Raw genomic sequence first — 19,657 nt, forward strand, 5'->3', positions numbered from 1 at the left:
CGACATCGCCGCTGGAGCAGCCGCGGCTCCCCGCACGGGGCGGGAAGCCGCGCGCTCGTCAGGCCTCGCGTTCCAGCAGGGCGATGCACTCCATGTGGTGCGTCATCGGGAACGCGTCGAACGCCTCCAGGTCGGCGAGCCGGTACCCCTGCTCGGCGAACAGGCTCACGTCGCGCGCCAACGCGGCCGGATCGCACGCCACGTGCACCACGCGCGCAGGCCCGGCCGCGCACACCGCCTCGACGATCCGTCGTCCCGCGCCCTTGCGCGGCGGGTCCAGCACGACCACGTCGGGCGTGGGCAGCGTGTCGTCGTCGAGGACGTCCTCGACGGTGCCCGCCCGGAACGACACCTGGGGCAGGTCGCGCAGGTTCGCCACCGCGTCCTCCGTCGCCCGGCGCGAGGACTCCACCATGGACACCTCGCCACCCGGGCCCGCCTGCTCGGCGAGCACCGCCGCGAACAGCCCCACACCGCCGTAGAGGTCCCACGCCACGCCGCCCTGCGGCACCGCGGCCATCCTGCCGACGACCTGGGCGAACGTGTCCGCCGCGGCCGGGTGCACCTGCCAGAAGCCGTCCGCGGAGAACTCCCACGCGCGCCCCGCGGCGCGTTCCCGCGCGACCCCGGAACCCCGCACGTGCGTGTTGACCACCGGGGTGCGCTTGCCGCGGCGGCGCTGCGGCGCGCGCTCCCGCTGCGTGACGTGGACCTCGGCGTCCGCGTCCGCGGCGACCTCCAGCTCCGCGCCCTGCGGCCACTCGCGGTCGGTCAACCCGTCCAGCGCGCCCTGCACGGTGATCGGGCAGTCGTCCACCGGCAGCACCCGGTGGCTGCGGTGCGGGTGGAACCCCGGCCGGCCCACCCGGTCCACCGCCAGCCGCACCCGCGTGCGCCAGCGCAGCAGGCCGCCCGGCAGCTCCCGCACCTCGACCTCGCGGTCCAGCCCGGCGAGCCGCTGCAACTGCTCGCGGATGACCGCGGCCTTCAACTCCCGCTGCGTCGAACCGTCGGCGTGCTGCCAATCGCACCCGCCGCAGCGGTCGTGGCCCAGCGCCATGTCCGCCAACGGGCAGGGCGGCGCCACGCGCCCCTCCGCCGCGGTGAAGACCTCCACCGCGTCGGCGCGGCAGAAGCTCTTGCCGGGATCGTCGGTGACCTCGGCGAGGACCACCTCACCCGGCAAGGCGTGACGCACGAACACGACCCGTCCCTCATGCCTGGCCACGCAGTGGCCGCCGTGCGCCACCGGCCCCACGTCCAGCTTCAGACGCTTGCCGGTCCAATCCAACTTGCCGGTCACCGACGTTCATTTCCCTTCGATTCGCCCAAACCGCGACGCAACGCGCCCGGCATCACCCGCTGCTTGGCACGCTGCTTCGCACGGGTCGACGACGCGAGCTGCCACGGCACGCTCGTCACCATCACACCCGGTTCGAACAGCAACCTGCCCTTGAGCCGCAACGCGCTCTGGTTGTGCAGCACCTGCTCCCACCAGCGCCCCACCACGTACTCCGGGATGAACACGGTCACCACGTCGCGCGGGCTGTTGCGGCGGACCCGCTTCACGTATTCGATCAGCGGCCGAGTCACCTCACGGTACGGGGACTCGATCACCTTCAGCGGCACCGGCATGTCCTTCGATTCCCAGGCGGCCCGCAACGTCCGGGTCCCCGCGTCGTCGACGTTCACCGTGACCGCCTCCAACGTGTCCGGACGCGTCGCCCGCGCGTACGCGAGCGCGCGCAACGTGGGCAGGTGCAGCTGCGACACCAGCACGATGGCGTAGTTCCGGGACGGCAGCACCGCGGGCTCCGCGTCGTAGCGCGCCAGCTCCTCCTGCACCGAGTCGTAGTGCCTGCGGATCGCGGTCATCAGCAGGTAGATCGCGCCCATCGCCGCCAGCGCGATCCACGCGCCCTTCGCGAACTTCGTGACCAGCACGATCAGCAGCACGGAACCGGTCATCAGCAGGCCGAACCCGTTGATCGCCTGCGAGCGCCGCATCCGGCGCCGCGCCAGCGGGTCCTTCTCCTTGCGCAGCAGCCGGTTCCAGTGCCGCACCATGCCGGTCTGGCTCACCGTGAACGAGACGAACACGCCCACCACGTAGAGCTGCACCAGCCTGGTGACCTCCGCGTCGAAGGCCATCACCAGCACCACCGCGAACGCGGCGAGGAACAGGATCCCGTTGGAGAACGCCAGCCGGTCGCCGCGGGTGTGGAACTGGCGCGGCAGGTAGCGGTCCTGGGCGAGGATCGATCCGAGCACCGGGAAGCCGTTGAACGCCGTGTTCGCCGCCAGCACCAGGATGATCGCCGTCACCCCGGTCACGTAGTACGCGCCGGGTGGGAAGACGCTGAAGACCGCGTCCGCGACCTGCGCCACCATCGTCTTCTGCTCGTAGCCCGGCGGGGCCGAGATGATCTGCGCGGCCGGGTTCTCCGCGATCCGCACCCCGGTGATCTGGGCCAGGTAGATCAGGCCCATCAGCATGGTCACCGAGATCACGCCCATCATGAGCAGGGTCGTCGCGGCGTTGCGGGACTTGGGCTTGCGGAACGCCGGGACGCCGTTGCTGATCGCTTCCACGCCGGTCAGCGCCGCCGCTCCCTGCGAGAACGCCCGCATCACCAGGAAGACGAACGCGAGCCCCGCCAGCTGGTTCTCGTCCGGCATGATCTCGACGGTGGCGCTCTCCGCCCGCATCGGCTGGCCCAGCACCAGCGCGCGGAACACCCCGAACGCGATCATGCCGAGGACGCCGAGCAGGAACGCGTACACCGGCACCGCCAGGAAACCGCCCGATTCGCGCAGCCCGCGCAGATTGATGGCGGTGAGCGCGACGATCGCGGCCACCGCGAACCACACCTTGTGGGTGGCCACGAACGGGATCAGCGCCCCGATGTTCGCCGCCGCCGAGGAGATCGACACCGCCACGGTCAGCACGTAGTCCACGAGCAGCGCGCTGGCCACCGTGAGCCCGGCCTGCTTGCCCAGGTTCACCGTCGCGACCTCGTAGTCGCCGCCGCCGGACGGGTAGGCCCGCACGTTCTGCCGGTAGCTGGCCACGACGGTGAGCATCACCAGCGCGACCAGCGCCCCCACCCACGGCGTGAAGGCGTACGCGGACAGGCCGGCGACCGAGAGCACCAGGAAGATCTCTTCCGGGGCGTAGGCCACCGAGGACATGGCGTCGGAGGCGAACACCGGCAACGCCAGCCGCTTGGGCAGCAACGTGTGCGCCAACCGGTCACTGCGGAACGGACGCCCCACCAGCAGGCGTTTTGTCGCGGTCGCGAGCTTGGACACGGCCATGAGCGTAAGTGCTCCGCCCGCTCGCGCTCCCGCGCCCGCCCGTCGTCGCGCGGGTCGCGGCCGACCCGGTGGCCGGTGCCGTGCGCCGGGCCTCGGATACGGTGCAGCGCTGGAAGCGGCGGTTCCCGTCGGGGCACGCGTGCGGACACCGCTCAGGTGCGCTGCCGGGTACCGTCACGCTGACGCGGCGAGGCGCCGCCGACACGCCCGTGACAAGGAGACAGGCCGTGCACGTCGTGATCCTGGGCTGCGGCCGGGTCGGGGCCTCCCTGGCCACGGCCCTGCAACGGCTCGACCACACCGTCGCCGTCGTGGACAAGGACGACACCGCGTTCCACCGGCTGGGCAAGGACTTCACCGGCCACCAGATCACCGGCAACGGATTCGACCGCGACGTGCTCGTCGAAGCGGGCATCGAATCCGCGGCGGCGTTCGCGGCGGTCTCCAACGGCGACAACTCCAACATCATCGCCGCCCGCGTGGCCCGCGAGACCTTCGGCGTGGAGCACGTCGTGGCCCGCATCTACGACCCCAAGCGGGCCGAGGTCTACCAGCGGCTCGGCATCCCCACCGTGGCGACCGTGCCGTGGACCACGGACCGCTTCCTGCGGATGCTGCTGCCCGAAGGCGTCGCCACCGCCTGGCGGGAACCCTCCGGCGCGGTCGCGGTGCTGCAGCTCCCGCTGCACGAGGACTGGGTCGGTCACCGCATCGTCGACTTGGAGAGCACCATCGGGGCCCGCGTGGCGTTCGTCATGCGCTTCGGCAACGGCGTGCTGCCGGAGCCGAAGACCGTCATCCAGGCCGACGACGCGCTCTACGTCGCCGCGCTGTCCGGCACCGTCACCGACGTCACCGCAGCCGCTCTGCGCGGACCAGAGGAGACCGAGTGATGCGCATCGCGATCGCCGGCGCCGGAGCCGTCGGCCACTCCATCGCCAGCGAACTGCTCGACGGGGGCCACGAGGTCATGCTCATCGAGCGCAGCACCGAGAACTACCGGCCGAAGAGCATTCCCGGCATCGAGTGGGTCCTCGCCGACGCCTGCGAGCTCGCCTCGCTGGAAGAGGCCGGGTTGCAGTCCTGCGACGTGGTCATCGCGGCCACCGGCGACGACAAGGTCAACCTGGTGGTGGCGCTGCTGGCCAAGACCGAGTTCGCGGTGCGGCGCGTGGTGGCCAGGGTCAACGACCCGCGCAACGAATGGCTGTTCACCGACGCCTGGGGCGTCGACGTGGCGGTGTCCACGCCGCGGATGCTGGCCGCGATGGTCGAGGAGGCCGTCAACGTCGGCGATCTGGTGCGGCTGATGACGCTGCGCCAGGGCCAGGCGAACCTGGTCGAGATCACGCTCCCGCCGGACACCCCGCTGGCCGGTCACCGGGTCCGGGACCTCGAGCTGCCGCCGGACGCGGCGCTGGTGACGATCCTGCGCGGCGGGCGGGTCATCGTGCCGCAGCCGGACGACCCGGTGGAAGCGGGCGACGAGATGCTGTTCGTCGCCGCCGCGGAGATGGAGCAGCGGATCCGCGAAGTCGTCCACGGCCGCTGACCGGAGCCCGCACCCGCGAGCTCCGGTCCGGATTTCAGCCGGTGGCGGGTCCTGGACGCTCCGGTTCCCCCGCCGCCTGCTCCGGGAGGCCGGAGTGGCGGGCGTAGGCCGCGCGGTCGGCCGCCTCCTGCTCGGCGAGCTCCCGGTCCGCGGCCTCCTGCGAGATCTTCGAAGCTCGGCGGACCGCCCAGACCGTCACGATCAACGCCAGCGCCGTCAGCGGATACCCCATGGCGATGCGGGCGAACGCCAGCCAGCCGGTCTGGTCCGCGTTGTACAGCCACTGCTGCACGACGTACTTCGCGGCGAACACCACGACCCACGCCAGCGTCGCCAGGTCGTACGCGCGCAGGGCCGCGCGGTGCTTGCGCCACCCCATGCCCAGCGAGTTCAGCGCGGACCAGGCCACGCCGACCAGCGGCCAGCGCACCAGCACCGACAGCAGGAACGCGCCGCCGTACACCAGGCTCGTCCAGATGCCCAGCAGGAAGAAGCCCTTCGCGTCACCGGAGCGGTAGGCGATGAACGAGCACACCGCCACCCCGAGCACCCCGGAGATCGCGGGCTGCAGCGGTTCCTTGCGCACCAGCCGCCACACCGCGATGGCCACCGCCAGCCCGACGGCGGCCCAGATCGCGGGCATCAGCCCGGTCAACGCGTTGACCACGACGAAGACCACGATCGGCACGGCCGAATAGGCCAGCCCGGAGACACCGCCCATCTGCTCCAGCAGGGTCTGCTCGGCCGCCGGAGCGGCCTCGCCGTCGGTCGGTGCCCGTCCCGGCGAGCCCGCGGGCCCGGTGCTCGGCGAAGCCGAGCCGGGGCCCTGGTCGGGGGCCGGTGTGTCGCGTTCGCTCATGCGGTGTTCTGCAACTCGTAGTAGGGGTTGTACAGCACTTTGCAGCCGTCCCGGACCGCGATCCTGCCGCGGGCCTTGATGGTGCGGCCCGGTTCGATGCCGGTGATCCGGCGCCGGCCGAGCCACACGAGGGTGACGCCCTCGGTGCCGTCGAACAGTTCTGCTTCCAACGTCGGAGCGGAGTTCGTCGGCGACATGTCGACGCTGCGCAGCCTGCCGAGCACCACGGCCTCCTGGCCGCACCGGCAGTCGCAGGCCCGCTGCGCCCCGCTCGCCTGCGAGCGTTCGGAGAGGTCGTCGGCGTCGAGCTCGGCGACATCGCTGGTCAGACGACGCATGAGGCGGCGCCAGTAGCCGCCCCCGGTGTTGCTCATCGCTAGCGCTCCACGTACGCCTGGGATCGAACACGATCGGCGGAAACCGCCCAGAGGCGGCGGCCGCCGGGTTCTCCGGTGACTTCTCGGGGCACTGCTGCGCGCTCCGGACACCAGCGTAGCCCGTGCTCAGCGGCACGTCGCCATCCTGGCGGCAATTCGAACTTGATCACACGATCAGGTCATCCTGGCACGTCCGGGGGTGTCCTGCGGCGCCCGCAACGCGCGGCAGGACCGCCCCGGAACGGCGACGGCGGCGGCCGCTAGGCCTGCTGCTCACCGTTCTGCGACTGCTGGATGTGCCGCGCGATGGACTCCGGCAACTCGATCGGCAGCGGCGTGCGCACCGGCAGCGGATCGTCACCGCGCACCACGACGGTGTCGTCCAGCACGGTGTACAGCAGCTTGGAGCACGCCTCGGCGGTCTCCCCCGGCCCCGCCGCGACCCCTCGGACCATCCAGCGCGGACCGTCGATGCCGACGAACCGCAGCGCCGCCCGCGGCGAGTCGGCGACCAGTTCCGGGCCCCACTCGCCGTCCTGCTGGCCGACCTTGGCGCCGTCCCGGCGCAGCTGCTCCGCCAGCTCGTTGCGCACCTCGGGCCACAGCTCGGCACTGCGCGGGGCGGCGAACGCGCTGATGGTCAACCGGCCCACCTGCGTCACCAGGTGCACGGCGCGCACCGGCCCCGCCGGGTCCACCTCGACCTGCAGCTGGCTGCCCTCCGGGATCGGCAGGCGCACCGAGCCCAGGTCGAGCCTCTCCACGTCGTCGCCTTCGGGAAGCTCGCTGAGGTCGTACGGCCCCAGCCCGGACTCGTCCCCGGTGGCGGCCCCGGCCACGTCCGCGTTCTCGGACGGCCCGGCCTCGTCCTGCCGCGAGCCTCGCCCGCGACGGCCCAATCCGAACATCCCCTCAGACCTCCGTCCTGTGATCGGCCCCGGCGGACGCCGGCCCCGTCAGCACCTCGTGCCCGCCGGTGGATCCATGACCACCGGTCCCCCGCTGCGAGTCGGGCAACCGCTCGACCTCCTCGAACACCGCGCTCTCCACGCGTTGCACGACCAGCTGCGCGATGCGGTCACCGCGTCGCAACGACAAGGTCTCAGCACGATCATGATTGATCAAGCAGACCTTGATCTCACCCCGGTACCCCGAATCGACGGTGCCGGGAGCGTTCACCACCCCCAGCCCCGCTCGCGCGGCCAGCCCGGAACGCGGGTGCACGAAACCGGCGTAGCCCTCCGGTAACGCCAGCGAGACGCCGGTACCGACGAGCGCTCGCTCGCCGGGCCGCAGCACCAGGTCGCTGGTCGTCACCAGATCGGCGCCGGCATCACCGGGCCGGGCGTAGGACGGGATCGGTACGTCGGGGTCGAGACGGGTCAACAGGACCTTCACGTTCGGCACGGGCGGCGAGACTACCCTGGAGGCGTGTCGGAGAGCGCAGAAGCAACCAGCCCAGCCGCGGACACCCCCGGTCAGGGGAACGAGAGCGAGCCCGCGGTCTACCGGGAGCGCTTGTTCGCGTCCTGGTGGACCTGGCCGCTACCGCTGGTCATGGCGATCCTGCTGGCCGCCGAGGTGCACATGGGTTACCCCGGCATCCGCGCCTGGCTGCCGTACGTGCTGCTGCTGCCGATCGCGGTGGCGGTACCGCTGTGGCTCGGCCGCACGAAGATCGAGATCACCGGCGGCGAGCTGTGGGTGGGCGACGCCCACCTGCCGCTGCGGTTCATCGAGGACGTCGAGGTCGTCCCCGCCGAGGAGAAGCGCACGGCGCTGGGCCCCGACCTGGACCCGGCCGCGTTCGTGGTGCACCGGCCGTGGGCACCGACCTCGGTGCGCGTCTGGCTCGACGACGAGGACGATCCGACGCCCTATTGGGTGGTGAGCACCCGCCGTCCGGAGCAATTGGCGGCGGCATTGCGGCGGTGAGGCGCACTCGTCCCGCCGAGTGGTGCCATTCGCCCTGATGCCGGATCGTCCGGCGCGATCCGAGTGGAACGCGGCTCGCGCCGCATCGGGATTCACGGACCACCGCGGGACGATCGGGCAACGACGGTTTCCCCGATCGGGAAACAACAAACCTGGGCGCACGACCACCGCGTGTGCCCAGGTCCGTGTTCGATTGGTGCGCCTGCCGGTCGCCGCTCGATTCGCCGCGGCCGATCCCCCGCGACGCCAAGCCGGTCACCCACCGGCCGGAGTGCCTCCGAGCCGCAGCGGGCTCGGACGCCCGAACCGGCCGGTCCGGCCATCAGGACCGCCCCTCCAGGTCGACCCCGCCACCGGACCCCGGCCGGACGTCACCGCAGGCCACCCCGCCCGCGGACCCCGTCCGGAACTGCTCAGAGCGCGCAGTCGCGGCAGATCAGACCGCCGTTGCGCTCCTCCGCGAGCCTGCTCCGGTGGTGCACCAGGAAGCAGCTGGAGCAGGTGAACTCGTCGGCCTGCTTCGGCAGGACCTTGACGGTCATCTCCTCCCCGGACAGATCGGCTCCCGGCAACTCGAAGTTCTCCGCGATCTCCGATTCATCGGTGTCGACGACACCGGATTGCGCTTCATTGCGCCGCGCCTTGAGCTCCTCCAACGAGTCTTCCGTCATTTCCTCGGACTCGCTGCGGCGCGGAGCGTCGTAGTCGGTCGCCATCGTGATTCACCCCTGCGATAGTGGAGACTGCAATGGTGTGCCGCTGGTAAACGTTCCAGGGCTCTCATTTGTGCCCGAGGGCTTGCGTGACGGTGATCTCGCCTTGCTGCGCCCCAAGTTCCCCCGAAACGAGCGTCTCTCGCTCCCCGTCACTGCCCGAGGCGCCGAGAGGGTAGCCCATCCAGGAACGGCGGACGCATGAGGTCACCCATTTGTGTGGTGTGCACTGCACCAGAGCATCCAACAAGATCACCCGGACGTCTGCTTCAGCAGACGCAACGAGTGCGACACGACGGCCCGTCCGGCGACGCGGAACCAACCACGAGCGCCTAGGCTGATCGCGCAACGTCCGATCCGATGACGGCAAGGGAGAGTGGCAGGACGTGTCAGCCGCGACTTCACGCTGGGGCCGCCAGGGCCCTCGATACCGGCGACGTCGACCGCTGCCCGCTCTGCTGGTGCTGGGGCTGCTGGTCGTCCTGTCCGGGTTCATGTGGACACGGGTCTTCGAGACCACCGAGGACATCGAGACCGCGACCCGGTGCACCCTCCCGGGCGCGCCGACCGCCGCCCCGGAACCCACGGCCGAGCCGCAGCCGGAGCAGCCGGCCGCGCTGGGGCAGATGCTGAGCCGGAACGCGCTGGACCGCACCACTCCGGTCCCCGCGCGGGACGTGCGGGTGCGCGTGCTCAACGGCAACGGCGAGGCCAACCAGGCGGGCCTGATCAGCCAGGAGCTGACGAACATCGGTTTCGCTCCCGGCGGTGAACCGGACAACGACCCGGTCTACCCGAACTACGACCTCAACTGCCACGGCCAGATCCGCTTCGGCGGTGCCGGGGCGAGCCAGGCCCGCACGCTGAGCCTGATGGTGCCGTGCGCCCAGCTGGTGCGCGACGACCGCACCGACTCCTCGCTGGACCTGGCGCTGGGGTCGGACTTCAAGGACATCAAGAGCAAGCCGGAGGCCCGCCAGATCCTCCAGGAGCTCAAGAACTGGGTCCCGCAGGGCGGTGCCGAGCAAGAGGTCCGGCCGCCGCAGGTCGATGAGGAACTGCTCACGGCCGCCCGCGACGTGGCCTGCTGAGCTTCGCCCGATCCGGCGAATTCGACGTTCGCCGAGCCGCTGAACGCATCGATGCCCGCCCCGCCGTCCGCAACGGCGGGGCGGGCATCGTCGTGCGTCAGACCTCGCCCGCTCCGGCGGCGCGCAGCGCCTCGCCGAGGGAGTCCGCGATGCCCGGCGTCGCGCACACCATGGCCTCGTCACCGAGCCCGTCGGCCGTCCCGGCCGCCGGGAGCCGCAGGTGCGCTCCCGCTTCCTGGGCGACGAGCGCTCCCGCCGCCCAGTCCCACCGCTTGAGCCCGACCTCGTAGTAGGCGTCGAGCCAGCCGGCCGCGACCGCGCACAGGTCCAGCGAGGCGGCGCCGGAACGGCGGATGTCGCGCACCTGCCCCAGCAGCCGTCCGGTCGCCGACGCCTGCGCGCGCCTGCGATCCACGTCGTAGGCGAACCCGGTGCCGACCAGAGCCAGGTCGAGGCGCTCGGCGCCCGACACGCGCAGCGGCTCGCCGTCGCAGAACGCCCCGCCGCCCGCTGCGGCGCTCCACACGCGGCCGGAGACGGGCTCGACGACCGCTCCGGCGATCGACCTCCCGTCGACCTGCGCGGCCAGCGACACCGCGTACCAGGGGTAGCCGTAGAGGTAGTTGACCGTGCCGTCGATCGGGTCGACGACCCAGCGGAGTCCTTCCAGCGCCGCCGCGCCGCCTTCTTCCTCGCCCAGCACCGACTCGCCGGGCCGCAAATCGGCGAGCCGGTCGCGCACGAGCCGCTCCGCCGCGCGGTCGGCGGCGGTGACGACGTCGGTCTCGCTGCTCTTCGTTCCCACGGCACCGCCGGTCACCGATTCGTCACGAATCGTGCGCGCCAGTTCGGCCGCCTCGCCCGCGACCTGCACCGCGACGGTTCGGAGGGTTTCGTTGTCCATGTCAGCTGTCAGTCCCACGTTCACATCGCAGCACAGCGCGGTTAAGGTCTGCACACCTCGTTCTGAATCGAATAGGAAGGATCGGGCATGGGCACTGCCCGCGGTTTCGGCGTGGATATCGGCGGGTCCGGCATCAAGGGGTGTCCGGTGGACATCGACGGTGGTGTGCTGGCCGAAGAACGCATGCGAATCCCCACCCCACACCCCTCGACACCGGATGCGGTGGCCGACGCGGTCGCGGAGATAGCCGAGAAGTTCGGCTGGTCCGGCCCGGTCGGAGTCACCTTGCCCAGCGTGATCAAAGAGGGCACCGCGCACTCCGCGGCGAACATCGACAAGAGCTGGATCGGCACCGACGCGCAGGGCCTGTTCGCGGAACGGCTCGGCCGGGACCGGGGGGACGTCGTCGTGCTCAACGACGCCGACGCCGCCGGCCTCGCCGAGATGCGCTCCGGCGCGGGAGCGGGACGTTCCGGCCTGGTGGTGGTGCTGACCTTCGGCACCGGCATCGGCAGCGCCATGTTCCTCGACGGCAAGCTCATCCCGAACACCGAGTTCGGGCACATCGAGGTCGAGGGGCACGACGCGGAGAAGCAGGCCGCGGCCTCGGTGAAGGACGACCTGGACCTGAGCTACCCGGAATGGGCGCCTCGGGTCAGCCGCTACATCCAGGGCCTGGAGAAGTTCCTCTGGCCCGATCTGTTCATCGCGGGCGGCGGTGTCAGCAAGAAGGCCCACAAGTGGCTCCCGCTGCTGGACATCCGCACTCCGATCGTGGCGGCGACGTTAAAGAACGATGCGGGGATCGTGGGCGCGGCGACGGCTGCGGCCGCACTGCTCGAACACTGATCTTCACGGTTGCCGGGGCGATGTCGCCGACGTTTCCCCGGTACGCCATCCGAGTGACCCGCACAGGACCGCGTTGCGCTGCGATGGGACCGATCTCGGCCTTGCAGCGGAACCGCACTCCACCGACGCGGTTACAATGGAACACGACCGACCTCATCCGGGACCTCCGGCCCGGCGCCGAGCAGGCGTTCAGCCGGCTCCAAGTCCGCTTCGGAAGTTCTGGAAGGTGGGTCGTCCCCGACCTCTGGCGGCCGAGGTTTCGCGCCCTCCGGCCTGCCCTGATCGACCGTCGCGAAAGGGCGTACGTGGCAGCCGCAGAAACCGCAACCCGACGCTCCAGCTCCGCTGCAACCGCCGGCGGTGGCCAGTCTTCGTCGGCCCAGTCCGCATCCCAGTCCCAGACCGAGGCGTCCGCGCAGGAGGAGACCGGCCAGGCCGGTACCGGCGCGGCGAAGGCCAAGTCCGCGACAGGCGCCAAGCCGGCGGGCCGCAAGACCGCCGCCAAGCCGGCGGCGGCCAAGAAGGGCACCAAGGCCGCTCCGGCCAAGTCGGCGGCGGGCAAGGCCGGTTCCGCGAAGAACGCGGCCAAGTCCGGCGAGGGCATGGAGATCGACGAACCGATCGAGACCGACCTGACGTCGCCCGACGTCGGCGACCTCGCCGAAGTCGAAGTGGAGATCCCGGAGGAGCCGACCGTCCCCGAGGACGAGGACGGCAAGACCGACTCCGACTTCGTCTGGGACGAGGAGGAGTCCGAGGCGCTGCGGCAGGCCCGCAAGGACGCCGAGCTCACCGCTTCCGCCGACTCGGTGCGCGCCTACCTCAAGCAGATCGGCAAGGTGGCGCTGCTCAACGCCGAGGAGGAGGTCGAGCTCGCCAAGCGCATCGAGGCCGGCCTCTACGGCGCGGAGCGGTTGCGCCAGGCCGAAGAGGCCGACGAGAAGCTGACCTTCCAGATGAAGCGCGACCTGCGCTGGATCGTCCGGGACGGTGAGCGGGCCAAGAACCACCTGCTGGAAGCGAACCTGCGACTGGTGGTCAGCCTCGCCAAGCGCTACACGGGCCGCGGCATGGCGTTCCTGGACCTGATCCAGGAGGGCAACCTCGGTCTGATCCGCGCGGTGGAGAAGTTCGACTACACCAAGGGTTACAAGTTCTCCACCTACGCGACGTGGTGGATCCGGCAGGCGATCACCCGCGCGATGGCCGACCAGGCGCGCACCATCCGCATCCCGGTGCACATGGTCGAGGTCATCAACAAGCTGGGTCGCATCCAGCGCGAGCTGCTGCAGGACCTGGGCCGCGAGCCCACGCCCGAAGAGCTCGCGAAGGAAATGGACATCACCCCGGAGAAGGTGCTGGAGATCCAGCAGTACGCCCGGGAGCCCATCTCGCTGGACCAGACGATCGGCGACGAGGGCGACAGCCAGCTCGGCGACTTCATCGAAGACTCCGAGGCGGTCGTCGCGGTCGACGCCGTGTCGTTCACGCTGCTGCAGGACCAGCTGCAGTCGGTGCTGGCGACGCTGTCCGAGCGGGAGGCAGGTGTGGTCCGGCTGCGCTTCGGCCTCACCGACGGCCAGCCGCGCACGCTGGACGAGATCGGCCAGGTCTACGGGGTGACGCGGGAGCGCATCCGGCAGATCGAGTCGAAGACGATGTCGAAGCTGCGCCACCCGTCCCGCTCCCAGGTGCTGCGCGACTACCTGGACTGAGCCTCTGGACGCAGCAGAAGGCCGGTGCCCCGTCGGGGCACCGGCCTTCTTCGTGCGGGGGGCGGGTCAGGAAGTGCGGAGGCGGTCGCCGAGGTGTTCGGCGAAGGCGTTGCCCAGCAGCCGGGTGCGCCCGGCGAAGCCCCAGGTGCGGTAGCGCAGCGTCCGTCCGTCGGTCGTGCGCAGCACCACGACGGTGCGGCGGAAGCGGTGCAGCACCTGGCCGCTCTCAACGGAGTCGTAGCGGTGCGCGGCGACGGGCTCGGGCCGCGCGCCCGGCTCCGCGGGCCGCGTGCGGTCGCGGCGGCGCAGGCGCTGCAGCCAGCGGGGCGGGTTCCGGTGGAAGTGGCCGAAGGTGACGATCGTGAACACCACCGCGAGGACTTCGGCGAGCACGCGCAGCACCGCGTACAGCACGAGCCCGAGCAGGATCAGCAGCATCGGTGCGGCGATGATCGCGACGACCAGCCGCGCGGTGGGGTTCTGTTCGATGGTGTCCTTGAACGGTGCCATCGCCACCGCCAGCACCCAGGTGATCACGACGACCCAGATCATCGAACGCTTGTGGTCCGCCCACTCGCGCCGCTGCCTGCGCAGCGCCCAGCCCTGCTGGTCGAAGTTCACGACGACCCGGCCACCGGGGCGAGCGGACACGTGGGACACGGCGGACACGCCGACCTGTTCAGTGATCACGGGCGGAGATTATCGAGACGATCGCGTTCTTCGCGGGGCTTTGACGGATCCCGCTGGCGGACTTCGGGGCGAAGCCCGTCGCGTTCGGCCGACGCGGGCGACGAGAGCGCCGCGGCGCCGACTCGGGGCGGTCGGTGCGGCCTCCCCGACCGAACGGCGCCGGGCCGGACACCTGCGGGCAGCTGAGGGCGCCGTCGACTCGCGGCCGGACCTGACGATCACCTTCGCTTGGGTAGCGAGCGACCGACGGGCTTCCGGATCGAACGCGCTCGGCCCGCACACCGCGATGCGCTTCCCGGCGAGCCCCGCGGACGCAACGCTGCGTCCGGCCTCGCGTACCTTGAGTGCCGGTGCCGTCGCGGAGACCGGCTCGGGGCGGTTCGCGATCTCGAATTTTCCCCGCATTCAGAAGTGATTCATCGCACAGTAATTCCGGGGAATTTCGCGCATCCGGGCAGCCGCCGCCGTTCGCTTGCAGCAGAACGCGAGAGACCCCAGGCGTGGAACATGCACCCCGGGTACGCATGAAACACCGGTCGGCGCAATTCGAGACCGTCTATTTTGCCTGGTCAGGCGATCGAGAAACAGTTGTGTGCACGGATTACCACGCTCCGCTACCGACGCTGCGGCAAGCGGGTACTTCGACGTGACGACGGTCGCCACTCGGCGCGGGAACACTGACGTACGGCTGTGCGTCTGCAAGAGTGGGGTAAGCGAGCACCGGCCCCGCCGCCAGTGGGCCACCGGTGGTCGCAGCAGGATCGAGGGCGTCGGGGACAACCCGGCGCCGGGACGGAGGGAGATCACGATGCCTGGAACGCTCACCCGCCCCGAGCTGACCGCCGCCGACCGCTGCGACCGCTGCGGGGCCGCTGCGAAGCTTCGCGCCGTACTGCCATCCGGCGGGGAGCTGCTGTTCTGCGGGCACCACGGCCGGGAGTTCGAGCCCCGCTTGCGGGAGATGGAAGCCGAACTCCAGCAGGACGAGCAGTAACGACACCCGACCCGAAGGCCCCCGGAGAACGCGGTTCTCCGGGGGCCTTCGGCGTGTCCGGCCGGGGTCAGGCCAGTTCGGCGAGCGCCCCCAGCAGCCGCCGGACGTCGCCGGCCTCGGTGTAGTGGCACAACGCGGCGCGCACCGCGCCCTCCTTGCCGAGACCGAGCGCGTCCACCGCCTCCCACGCGTACGCGTGGCCGAACGACACGTTGACCCCTCGCTCCCCCAGGAATTCGGCCACCGCCTGCGGTGACCGACCGGGCACCGAGAACAGCGCGATCGGCGTGCACTTCCCGCTCGGCGCTCCGATGCGGCGCACGTGCGGGAGCTCGGCCAAGCCGCCGAACAGCGTCGACGCCAGCTCCTCCTCGTGCGCGACCACCGCGCGACGGCTCGTGCCGAGGCGCTCCCGCCGGTCACCGGTGGCCGCCGGGTCGAGGTCGGCGAGGTGCTCCACGGCCGCCGTCACACCCGCGAGCGCTTCGAACGATGCCGTGCCCAGCTCGAATCGAGCGGGGATCTCGTCCGGTGCCGGGAGCAGCTTGTCCGGGTTCAGCATCTCCAGCGACCACGGGTCGGCCGCCACGACCGCCGCGAGGTGCGGACCGGCCCACTTGTAGGCGCTGGTCGCGTAGAAGTCCGCGCCCAGCTCCGCGACCCGGACCTCCGCGTGCGGGCAGTGCTGCACGCCGTCCACGTAGCTGATCGCCCCCGCCTCGCGGGCCCGCCGGGTGATCGCGGCGACGTCCGGGATGCTGCCGAGCAGGTTCGACGCCGCGGTCACCGCCACCAGCCTGGTGCGCTCGCCGATGAGCTCGACGACCCGCTCGGCGGGCAGCTCCCCCGTCGCCGGGTCGAACTCGGCGAACCGCACGGTCGCGCCCGCCCGCTGGGCGTGCTGCACCCAGGGCCGCACGTTCGAGTCGTGGTCGAGCTTGGTCACCACCACCTCGTCGCCCGGCTGCCACCCGGCGGCGAGCACGCCCGCGAACCGGTAGGTCAACGCCGTCATGCTGGGGCCGAAGACCACGCACTCCGGAGCGGGAGCCCCGGTGAGGTCGGCGACCGCCGAACGGGCCTCGGCCACGACCGCGCCCGCGCGCTCGCTGGACTCGAAGGTGCCGCCCACGTTCGACACCCCGCGGCGCAGCACGTCCGAGACGGCGTCGATGACCGCCTGCGGCACCTGGGTGCCGCCGGCGGCGTCCAGCCAGGACCGCCCGTCGGACAGCGCCGGGTACTGCGCCCGAACCTTCTCCACATCAAATGCCATGAGGAGCAGGGTAAGGACGGGCGGTCACGCCGAGGTCGCGTCCGGTCACCCGCCGCAGCGGGTGATCACCAGGAGCGCAGCGTGGCGATGCGCTCCTCGAGCTGCTCGGCCGTGGCCATCGCGGTGGGCGGGCCGCCGCAGATCCGCCGCAGCTCGTTGTGGATCGCGCCGTGGGGCTTGCGGGTGCGGTGGTGCTGCAGCGAGACGAGCGTGTTGAGCTCCTTGCGCAGCCCCTTCAGCCGCTCCTGCACGCTCTGCGGGCGGCGGGCCTGCTCGGCCTGCTCAGCGCGTTCGGCGGCCTTCTGCGCCTTGTCCGCGGCCTCCCGCTTCCCGACGCCCTCCAGCTGCTGCTCCTGGCGCTGCCGCAGCAGCGCGCGCACCTGGTCGGGTTCGAGCAGACCGGGCAGGCCGAGGTAGTCCTGCTCGTCCTCGCTGGTGCCGAAGGCCGCCGTGCCGAACGACGAGCCGTCGTAGATCACCTGGTCGAGTTCGGCGTCGGCGCCGAGGGAGGTGAACGCCTTCTCCTCCTCGCCCGGCTCGTCCTTCGTGCGGTTGGCGTCGGCGAGCAGCTCGTCGTCCCAGCCGTCCTTCTCCCGGTGCGGCTTGCCGAGCACGTGGTCGCGCTCGGCCTCGAGCTGGCTGGCCAGCTCCAGCAGCACCGGAACGCTGGGCAGGAAGATGCTCGCCGTCTCCCCCGGGCGCCGGGCCCGCACGAAGCGGCCGACGGCCTGGGCGAAGAACAACGGGGTGGACGCGCTGGTGGCGTAGACGCCGACGGCCAGCCGCGGCACGTCGACGCCCTCGCTGACCATCCGGACCGCGATCATCCACTGGTCGTCGGAGTCGGCGAACTCGGCGATCCGCCCGGACGCCTTCGGGTCGTCGGAGAGGACCACCACCGGCGCCGTGCCGGTCATCCGCTCCAGCGTCTTCGCGTACGCCTTCGCGGTGACGTGGTCGGAGGCGATCACCAGCCCGCCCGCGTCCGGGACTCCGCCGTTGCGCAACTGCTGGAGCCGGGTGTGCGCGGCTTGCAGGACCGACGGGATCCACTCGCCCGCAGGGTCGAGCGCGGTGCGCCAGGCGCGCGCGGTCTGCTCCGCGGTCAGCGGCTCGCCGAGGCGCGCGGAGAACTCGTCGCCCGCGTTGGTGCGCCACCGCGTCTCCCCCGAGTACGCCAGGAAGATCACCGGGCGCACCACGCCGTCGCGCAGCGCGTCGGAGTAGCCGTAGGAGCTGTCGGCCTTGCTGCGCATCGAGCCGTCGCCGTCCGGCTCGTAGTTCACGAACGGGATGGGCGTGTCGTCGCTGCGGAACGGGGTACCGGTCAGCGCCAGGCGCCGGATCGCGGGGGTGAACGCCTCCCGCACCGCGTCGCCCCAGGACTTCGCGTCACCGGCGTGGTGCACCTCGTCCATGATCACCAGCGTTTTGCGCCGCTCGGTGCGGACCCGGTGCAACGTCGGGTGCGCCGCGATCTGCGCGTAGGTGACGACCACGCCGCGGTAGTCGCTGGAGGTCATCCCGTCGGCGTTGCGGAACTCGGGGTCCAGCGGGATCCCGGCGCCGTTGGCCGCCGCGGCCCACTGGTACTTGAGGTGTTCGGTGGGCGCCACGACCGTCACCTGCTCGACCGTCCGATCGGCGAGCAGTTCGGCCGCGATCCGCAGGCCGAACGTCGTCTTGCCCGCGCCGGGCGTCGCGACCGCGGTGAAGTCCTGCGGGCTGCTGGAGAGGTACTTGGCCAGCGCTCTGCGCTGCCACGCGCGCAGCGGTCGCTGAGCGGCCTGCGCCGGGTCGCTGAGCACAGATCGGACGGGATGGTCGAGTTGTGTCTCGGACACGCTTGCTCGCCGCTCCTTCCTAAGCCTTCCCCCTCGCGATTCGCGCGGCACGGACCAACGGATCACGGCCTGGCGCGAGCGGCCCCGCGGCCCGGGTGGAACCGGTCCACCCCTCCCACCACGCGACATCGCGCCGAGCGGGAGATCCGCCGAGGGCGACCCGCAGCCTACCGTCCCGCCCTCCGTGACCGGGCGCACCGACCCGCCAGCCGGATTGAGATCGCACTGACACTCCCGGTTCGCCGGGTCCACGCCCATTCGTGGTCGGCATGAAGCATCCTTGTAGCGCGATGGGTTCCTCAGGTCCGACCGATGACAGCCAGCGGCCCGGCCGGCACGGCCGACGGTCGGCACCCTCCGATGCCCGGGAACCGGAGGAGATCACCTCGTCCGAGGACGTCGCCACGAACGATCGACTCGAGCAGCCCCCTCGGCGCGACGAGCCGGACACCACGGTGATCGAACGCGCGGCTCCCGCGAAGCGCGGGCCGCTGCGGCTGGTGTGGCGGACGATCTACAAGGCTTGGTGGGACAACATCTTCTCGGAGTCGGCGGCGGCCGCCTTCTGGCAGACGCTGTCGATGCCGCCGCTGCTGCTGGGCCTGCTGGGCAGCCTGGGGTTCCTCGGCGACTGGTTCGGCCCGGTGATCGTCGAGGCCGTGCACGGCAAGATCCTGTCCGGGGCTCGAACCGTGTTCAGCGCCAACGTCGTGGACCAGATCATCGAGCCGACGGTGCAGGACATCCTCACCCGCGGGCGCACCGAGATCGTCTCGGTGGGCTTCCTGCTGTCGCTGTGGGCGGGCTCCTCGGCACTGGCCTCGCTGGTGGACTCGATCACGATGGCCTACGACCAGTACACGGTCCGGCACAGCGTCTGGCAGCGGATCTTCGCGCTGCTGCTGTACTTGGTCGGACTGCTGCTGGCGGTGGTCGGACTCCCCGTGATCGCGCTCGGCCCGGAGTGGTTGCCGACGGTGTTCCCGCCACCGATGCAGGACGACGTGGCGTGGCTGATCCAGGTGTTCTACTTCCCCGCCACGGGACTGCTGCTGGTGCTCGCGCTGGCGACGCTCTACAAGGTGGCGCTGCCGCGGAAGCTGCCGTGGCACCGCGGCGTCCCCGGCGCGCTGCTGGCGATGGTCGTGTTCCTGTGCTCCAGCGTGGGCCTGCGCCTGTACATCACCTGGGTGACCGGTACCGGCTACACCTACGGCGCGCTCGCCACGCCGATCGCGTTCCTGCTGTTCGCGTTCTTCATCGGGCTGGCGATCATCATCGGAGCCCAGTTCAACAACGCTCTGCAGGAGCTGTGGCCGGCGAAGATGACCCGCAAGGAACGCCGGAAGTGGCGCAGGCTCGAGATGCGGCGGGCCGAGCAGCGGCTGCGCACCGAGGAGGGCTACCGCGCGTGGCGCGGCGAGGACGAGCGCCCGAGCATCGGCGTCAAGCTGCCGCGGCCCGCGGTGCCGAGCGCGCCGGCGCAGGAAGAACCGGCCCCCAGGCGCGCTGAAGGCGTCGAGGGGTGATCACGCCGGCG

The 19,657-nt window shown here is 71.3% G+C and carries 19 protein-coding genes; 8 read left to right on the forward strand and 11 right to left on the reverse strand.

Annotated elements, in window-relative coordinates:
* Positions 1-58: 58 nt before the first annotated feature.
* Both ACWD38_RS16920 and ACWD38_RS16925 read right to left on the reverse strand, forming a co-directional pair.
* A complete protein-coding gene (locus tag ACWD38_RS16920; RefSeq protein ID WP_450124400.1) occupies positions 59-1,303 on the reverse strand; it encodes a class I SAM-dependent RNA methyltransferase in 1,245 nt (414 codons plus the stop codon).
* On the reverse strand, positions 1,300-3,312 hold the full coding sequence (locus ACWD38_RS16925; protein WP_184477977.1) for an amino acid permease: 2,013 nt from the start codon (positions 3,310-3,312) through the stop codon (positions 1,300-1,302). Before ACWD38_RS16925 ends, ACWD38_RS16920 begins: the two co-directional genes overlap by 4 nt.
* Before the next feature lie 233 nt (positions 3,313-3,545).
* On the opposite strand from ACWD38_RS16925, the gene ACWD38_RS16930 reads away from it, so the two are divergent.
* Together ACWD38_RS16930 and ACWD38_RS16935 are read left to right on the forward strand one after the other, a co-directional pair.
* Positions 3,546-4,211 (forward strand): potassium channel family protein, encoded by a 666-nt coding sequence (locus ACWD38_RS16930; protein ID WP_343071264.1) that lies wholly within the window; start codon positions 3,546-3,548, stop codon positions 4,209-4,211.
* Positions 4,211-4,870: a potassium channel family protein gene (locus ACWD38_RS16935; RefSeq protein WP_184477975.1), complete on the forward strand. Its 660-nt coding sequence runs from the start codon at positions 4,211-4,213 to the stop codon at positions 4,868-4,870. Before ACWD38_RS16930 ends, ACWD38_RS16935 begins: the two co-directional genes overlap by 1 nt.
* Before the next feature lie 34 nt (positions 4,871-4,904).
* On the opposite strand, the gene ACWD38_RS16940 is transcribed toward ACWD38_RS16935, so the two are convergent.
* From ACWD38_RS16940 to dut, 4 genes are all read right to left on the reverse strand, one after another.
* Positions 4,905-5,729: a DUF3159 domain-containing protein gene (locus tag ACWD38_RS16940; RefSeq protein ID WP_184477974.1), complete on the reverse strand. Its 825-nt coding sequence runs from the start codon at positions 5,727-5,729 to the stop codon at positions 4,905-4,907.
* A complete protein-coding gene (locus ACWD38_RS16945) occupies positions 5,726-6,103 on the reverse strand; it encodes an OB-fold nucleic acid binding domain-containing protein (RefSeq protein ID WP_184477973.1) in 378 nt (125 codons plus the stop codon). The genes ACWD38_RS16940 and ACWD38_RS16945 overlap by 4 nt, the downstream gene beginning before the upstream one ends.
* Positions 6,104-6,366: 263 nt before the next feature.
* A complete protein-coding gene (locus ACWD38_RS16950; protein WP_184477972.1) occupies positions 6,367-7,014 on the reverse strand; it encodes a DUF3710 domain-containing protein in 648 nt (215 codons plus the stop codon).
* A gap of 4 nt (positions 7,015-7,018) precedes the next feature.
* On the reverse strand, positions 7,019-7,513 hold the full coding sequence (gene dut, locus ACWD38_RS16955; protein WP_184477971.1) for a dUTP diphosphatase: 495 nt from the start codon (positions 7,511-7,513) through the stop codon (positions 7,019-7,021).
* 24 nt (positions 7,514-7,537) lie between these two features.
* Between dut and ACWD38_RS16960 the strand changes: the two genes are divergently transcribed.
* Positions 7,538-8,041, forward strand: coding sequence for a DUF3093 family protein (locus tag ACWD38_RS16960; protein WP_184477970.1), 504 nt, complete (start codon positions 7,538-7,540; stop codon positions 8,039-8,041).
* 413 nt (positions 8,042-8,454) lie between these two features.
* Here ACWD38_RS16960 and ACWD38_RS16965 read toward each other — a convergent pair whose 3' ends face one another.
* Positions 8,455-8,757, reverse strand: a complete 303-nt coding sequence (locus tag ACWD38_RS16965; RefSeq protein WP_184477969.1) for a DUF4193 domain-containing protein — start codon at positions 8,755-8,757, stop codon at positions 8,455-8,457.
* Positions 8,758-9,140: 383 nt separating this feature from the next.
* Between ACWD38_RS16965 and cei the strand changes: the two genes are divergently transcribed.
* Positions 9,141-9,845, forward strand: coding sequence for an envelope integrity protein Cei (gene cei / locus ACWD38_RS16970; protein WP_450124401.1), 705 nt, complete (start codon positions 9,141-9,143; stop codon positions 9,843-9,845).
* A 97-nt stretch (positions 9,846-9,942) separates the two neighbouring features.
* Here the strand turns inward: cei and ACWD38_RS16975 are convergent, their stop codons facing one another.
* On the reverse strand, positions 9,943-10,749 hold the full coding sequence (locus ACWD38_RS16975; RefSeq protein ID WP_184484927.1) for an inositol monophosphatase family protein: 807 nt from the start codon (positions 10,747-10,749) through the stop codon (positions 9,943-9,945).
* Positions 10,750-10,836: 87 nt separating this feature from the next.
* On the opposite strand from ACWD38_RS16975, the gene ppgK reads away from it, so the two are divergent.
* Positions 10,837-11,598, forward strand: a complete 762-nt coding sequence (ppgK, locus tag ACWD38_RS16980; RefSeq protein ID WP_184477967.1) for a polyphosphate--glucose phosphotransferase — start codon at positions 10,837-10,839, stop codon at positions 11,596-11,598.
* Between the two features lie 305 nt (positions 11,599-11,903).
* Positions 11,904-13,313, forward strand: coding sequence for an RNA polymerase sigma factor (locus tag ACWD38_RS16985; RefSeq protein WP_184477966.1), 1,410 nt, complete (start codon positions 11,904-11,906; stop codon positions 13,311-13,313).
* A gap of 66 nt (positions 13,314-13,379) precedes the next feature.
* On the opposite strand, the gene ACWD38_RS16990 is transcribed toward ACWD38_RS16985, so the two are convergent.
* Positions 13,380-14,003 carry a hypothetical protein gene (locus ACWD38_RS16990; RefSeq protein WP_184477965.1) on the reverse strand — a complete coding sequence of 208 codons (624 nt, stop codon included), beginning with the start codon at positions 14,001-14,003 and terminating at the stop codon, positions 13,380-13,382.
* Between the two features lie 808 nt (positions 14,004-14,811).
* On the opposite strand from ACWD38_RS16990, the gene ACWD38_RS16995 reads away from it, so the two are divergent.
* A complete protein-coding gene (locus tag ACWD38_RS16995; protein WP_184477964.1) occupies positions 14,812-14,997 on the forward strand; it encodes a DUF7455 domain-containing protein in 186 nt (61 codons plus the stop codon).
* 67 nt (positions 14,998-15,064) lie between these two features.
* Here ACWD38_RS16995 and ACWD38_RS17000 read toward each other — a convergent pair whose 3' ends face one another.
* Both ACWD38_RS17000 and ACWD38_RS17005 read right to left on the reverse strand, forming a co-directional pair.
* Positions 15,065-16,273 (reverse strand): cysteine desulfurase-like protein, encoded by a 1,209-nt coding sequence (locus tag ACWD38_RS17000; RefSeq protein ID WP_184477963.1) that lies wholly within the window; start codon positions 16,271-16,273, stop codon positions 15,065-15,067.
* A 65-nt stretch (positions 16,274-16,338) separates the two neighbouring features.
* Entirely contained in the window at positions 16,339-18,117 is a 1,779-nt protein-coding gene (locus ACWD38_RS17005; protein WP_184477962.1) for a DEAD/DEAH box helicase, read from the reverse strand.
* Positions 18,118-18,407: 290 nt separating this feature from the next.
* Between ACWD38_RS17005 and ACWD38_RS17010 the strand changes: the two genes are divergently transcribed.
* A complete protein-coding gene (locus ACWD38_RS17010; protein ID WP_246456698.1) occupies positions 18,408-19,646 on the forward strand; it encodes a YihY/virulence factor BrkB family protein in 1,239 nt (412 codons plus the stop codon).
* Positions 19,647-19,657 lie beyond the last annotated feature (11 nt).

Source organism: Saccharopolyspora sp. NPDC002578, assembly GCF_053592695.1.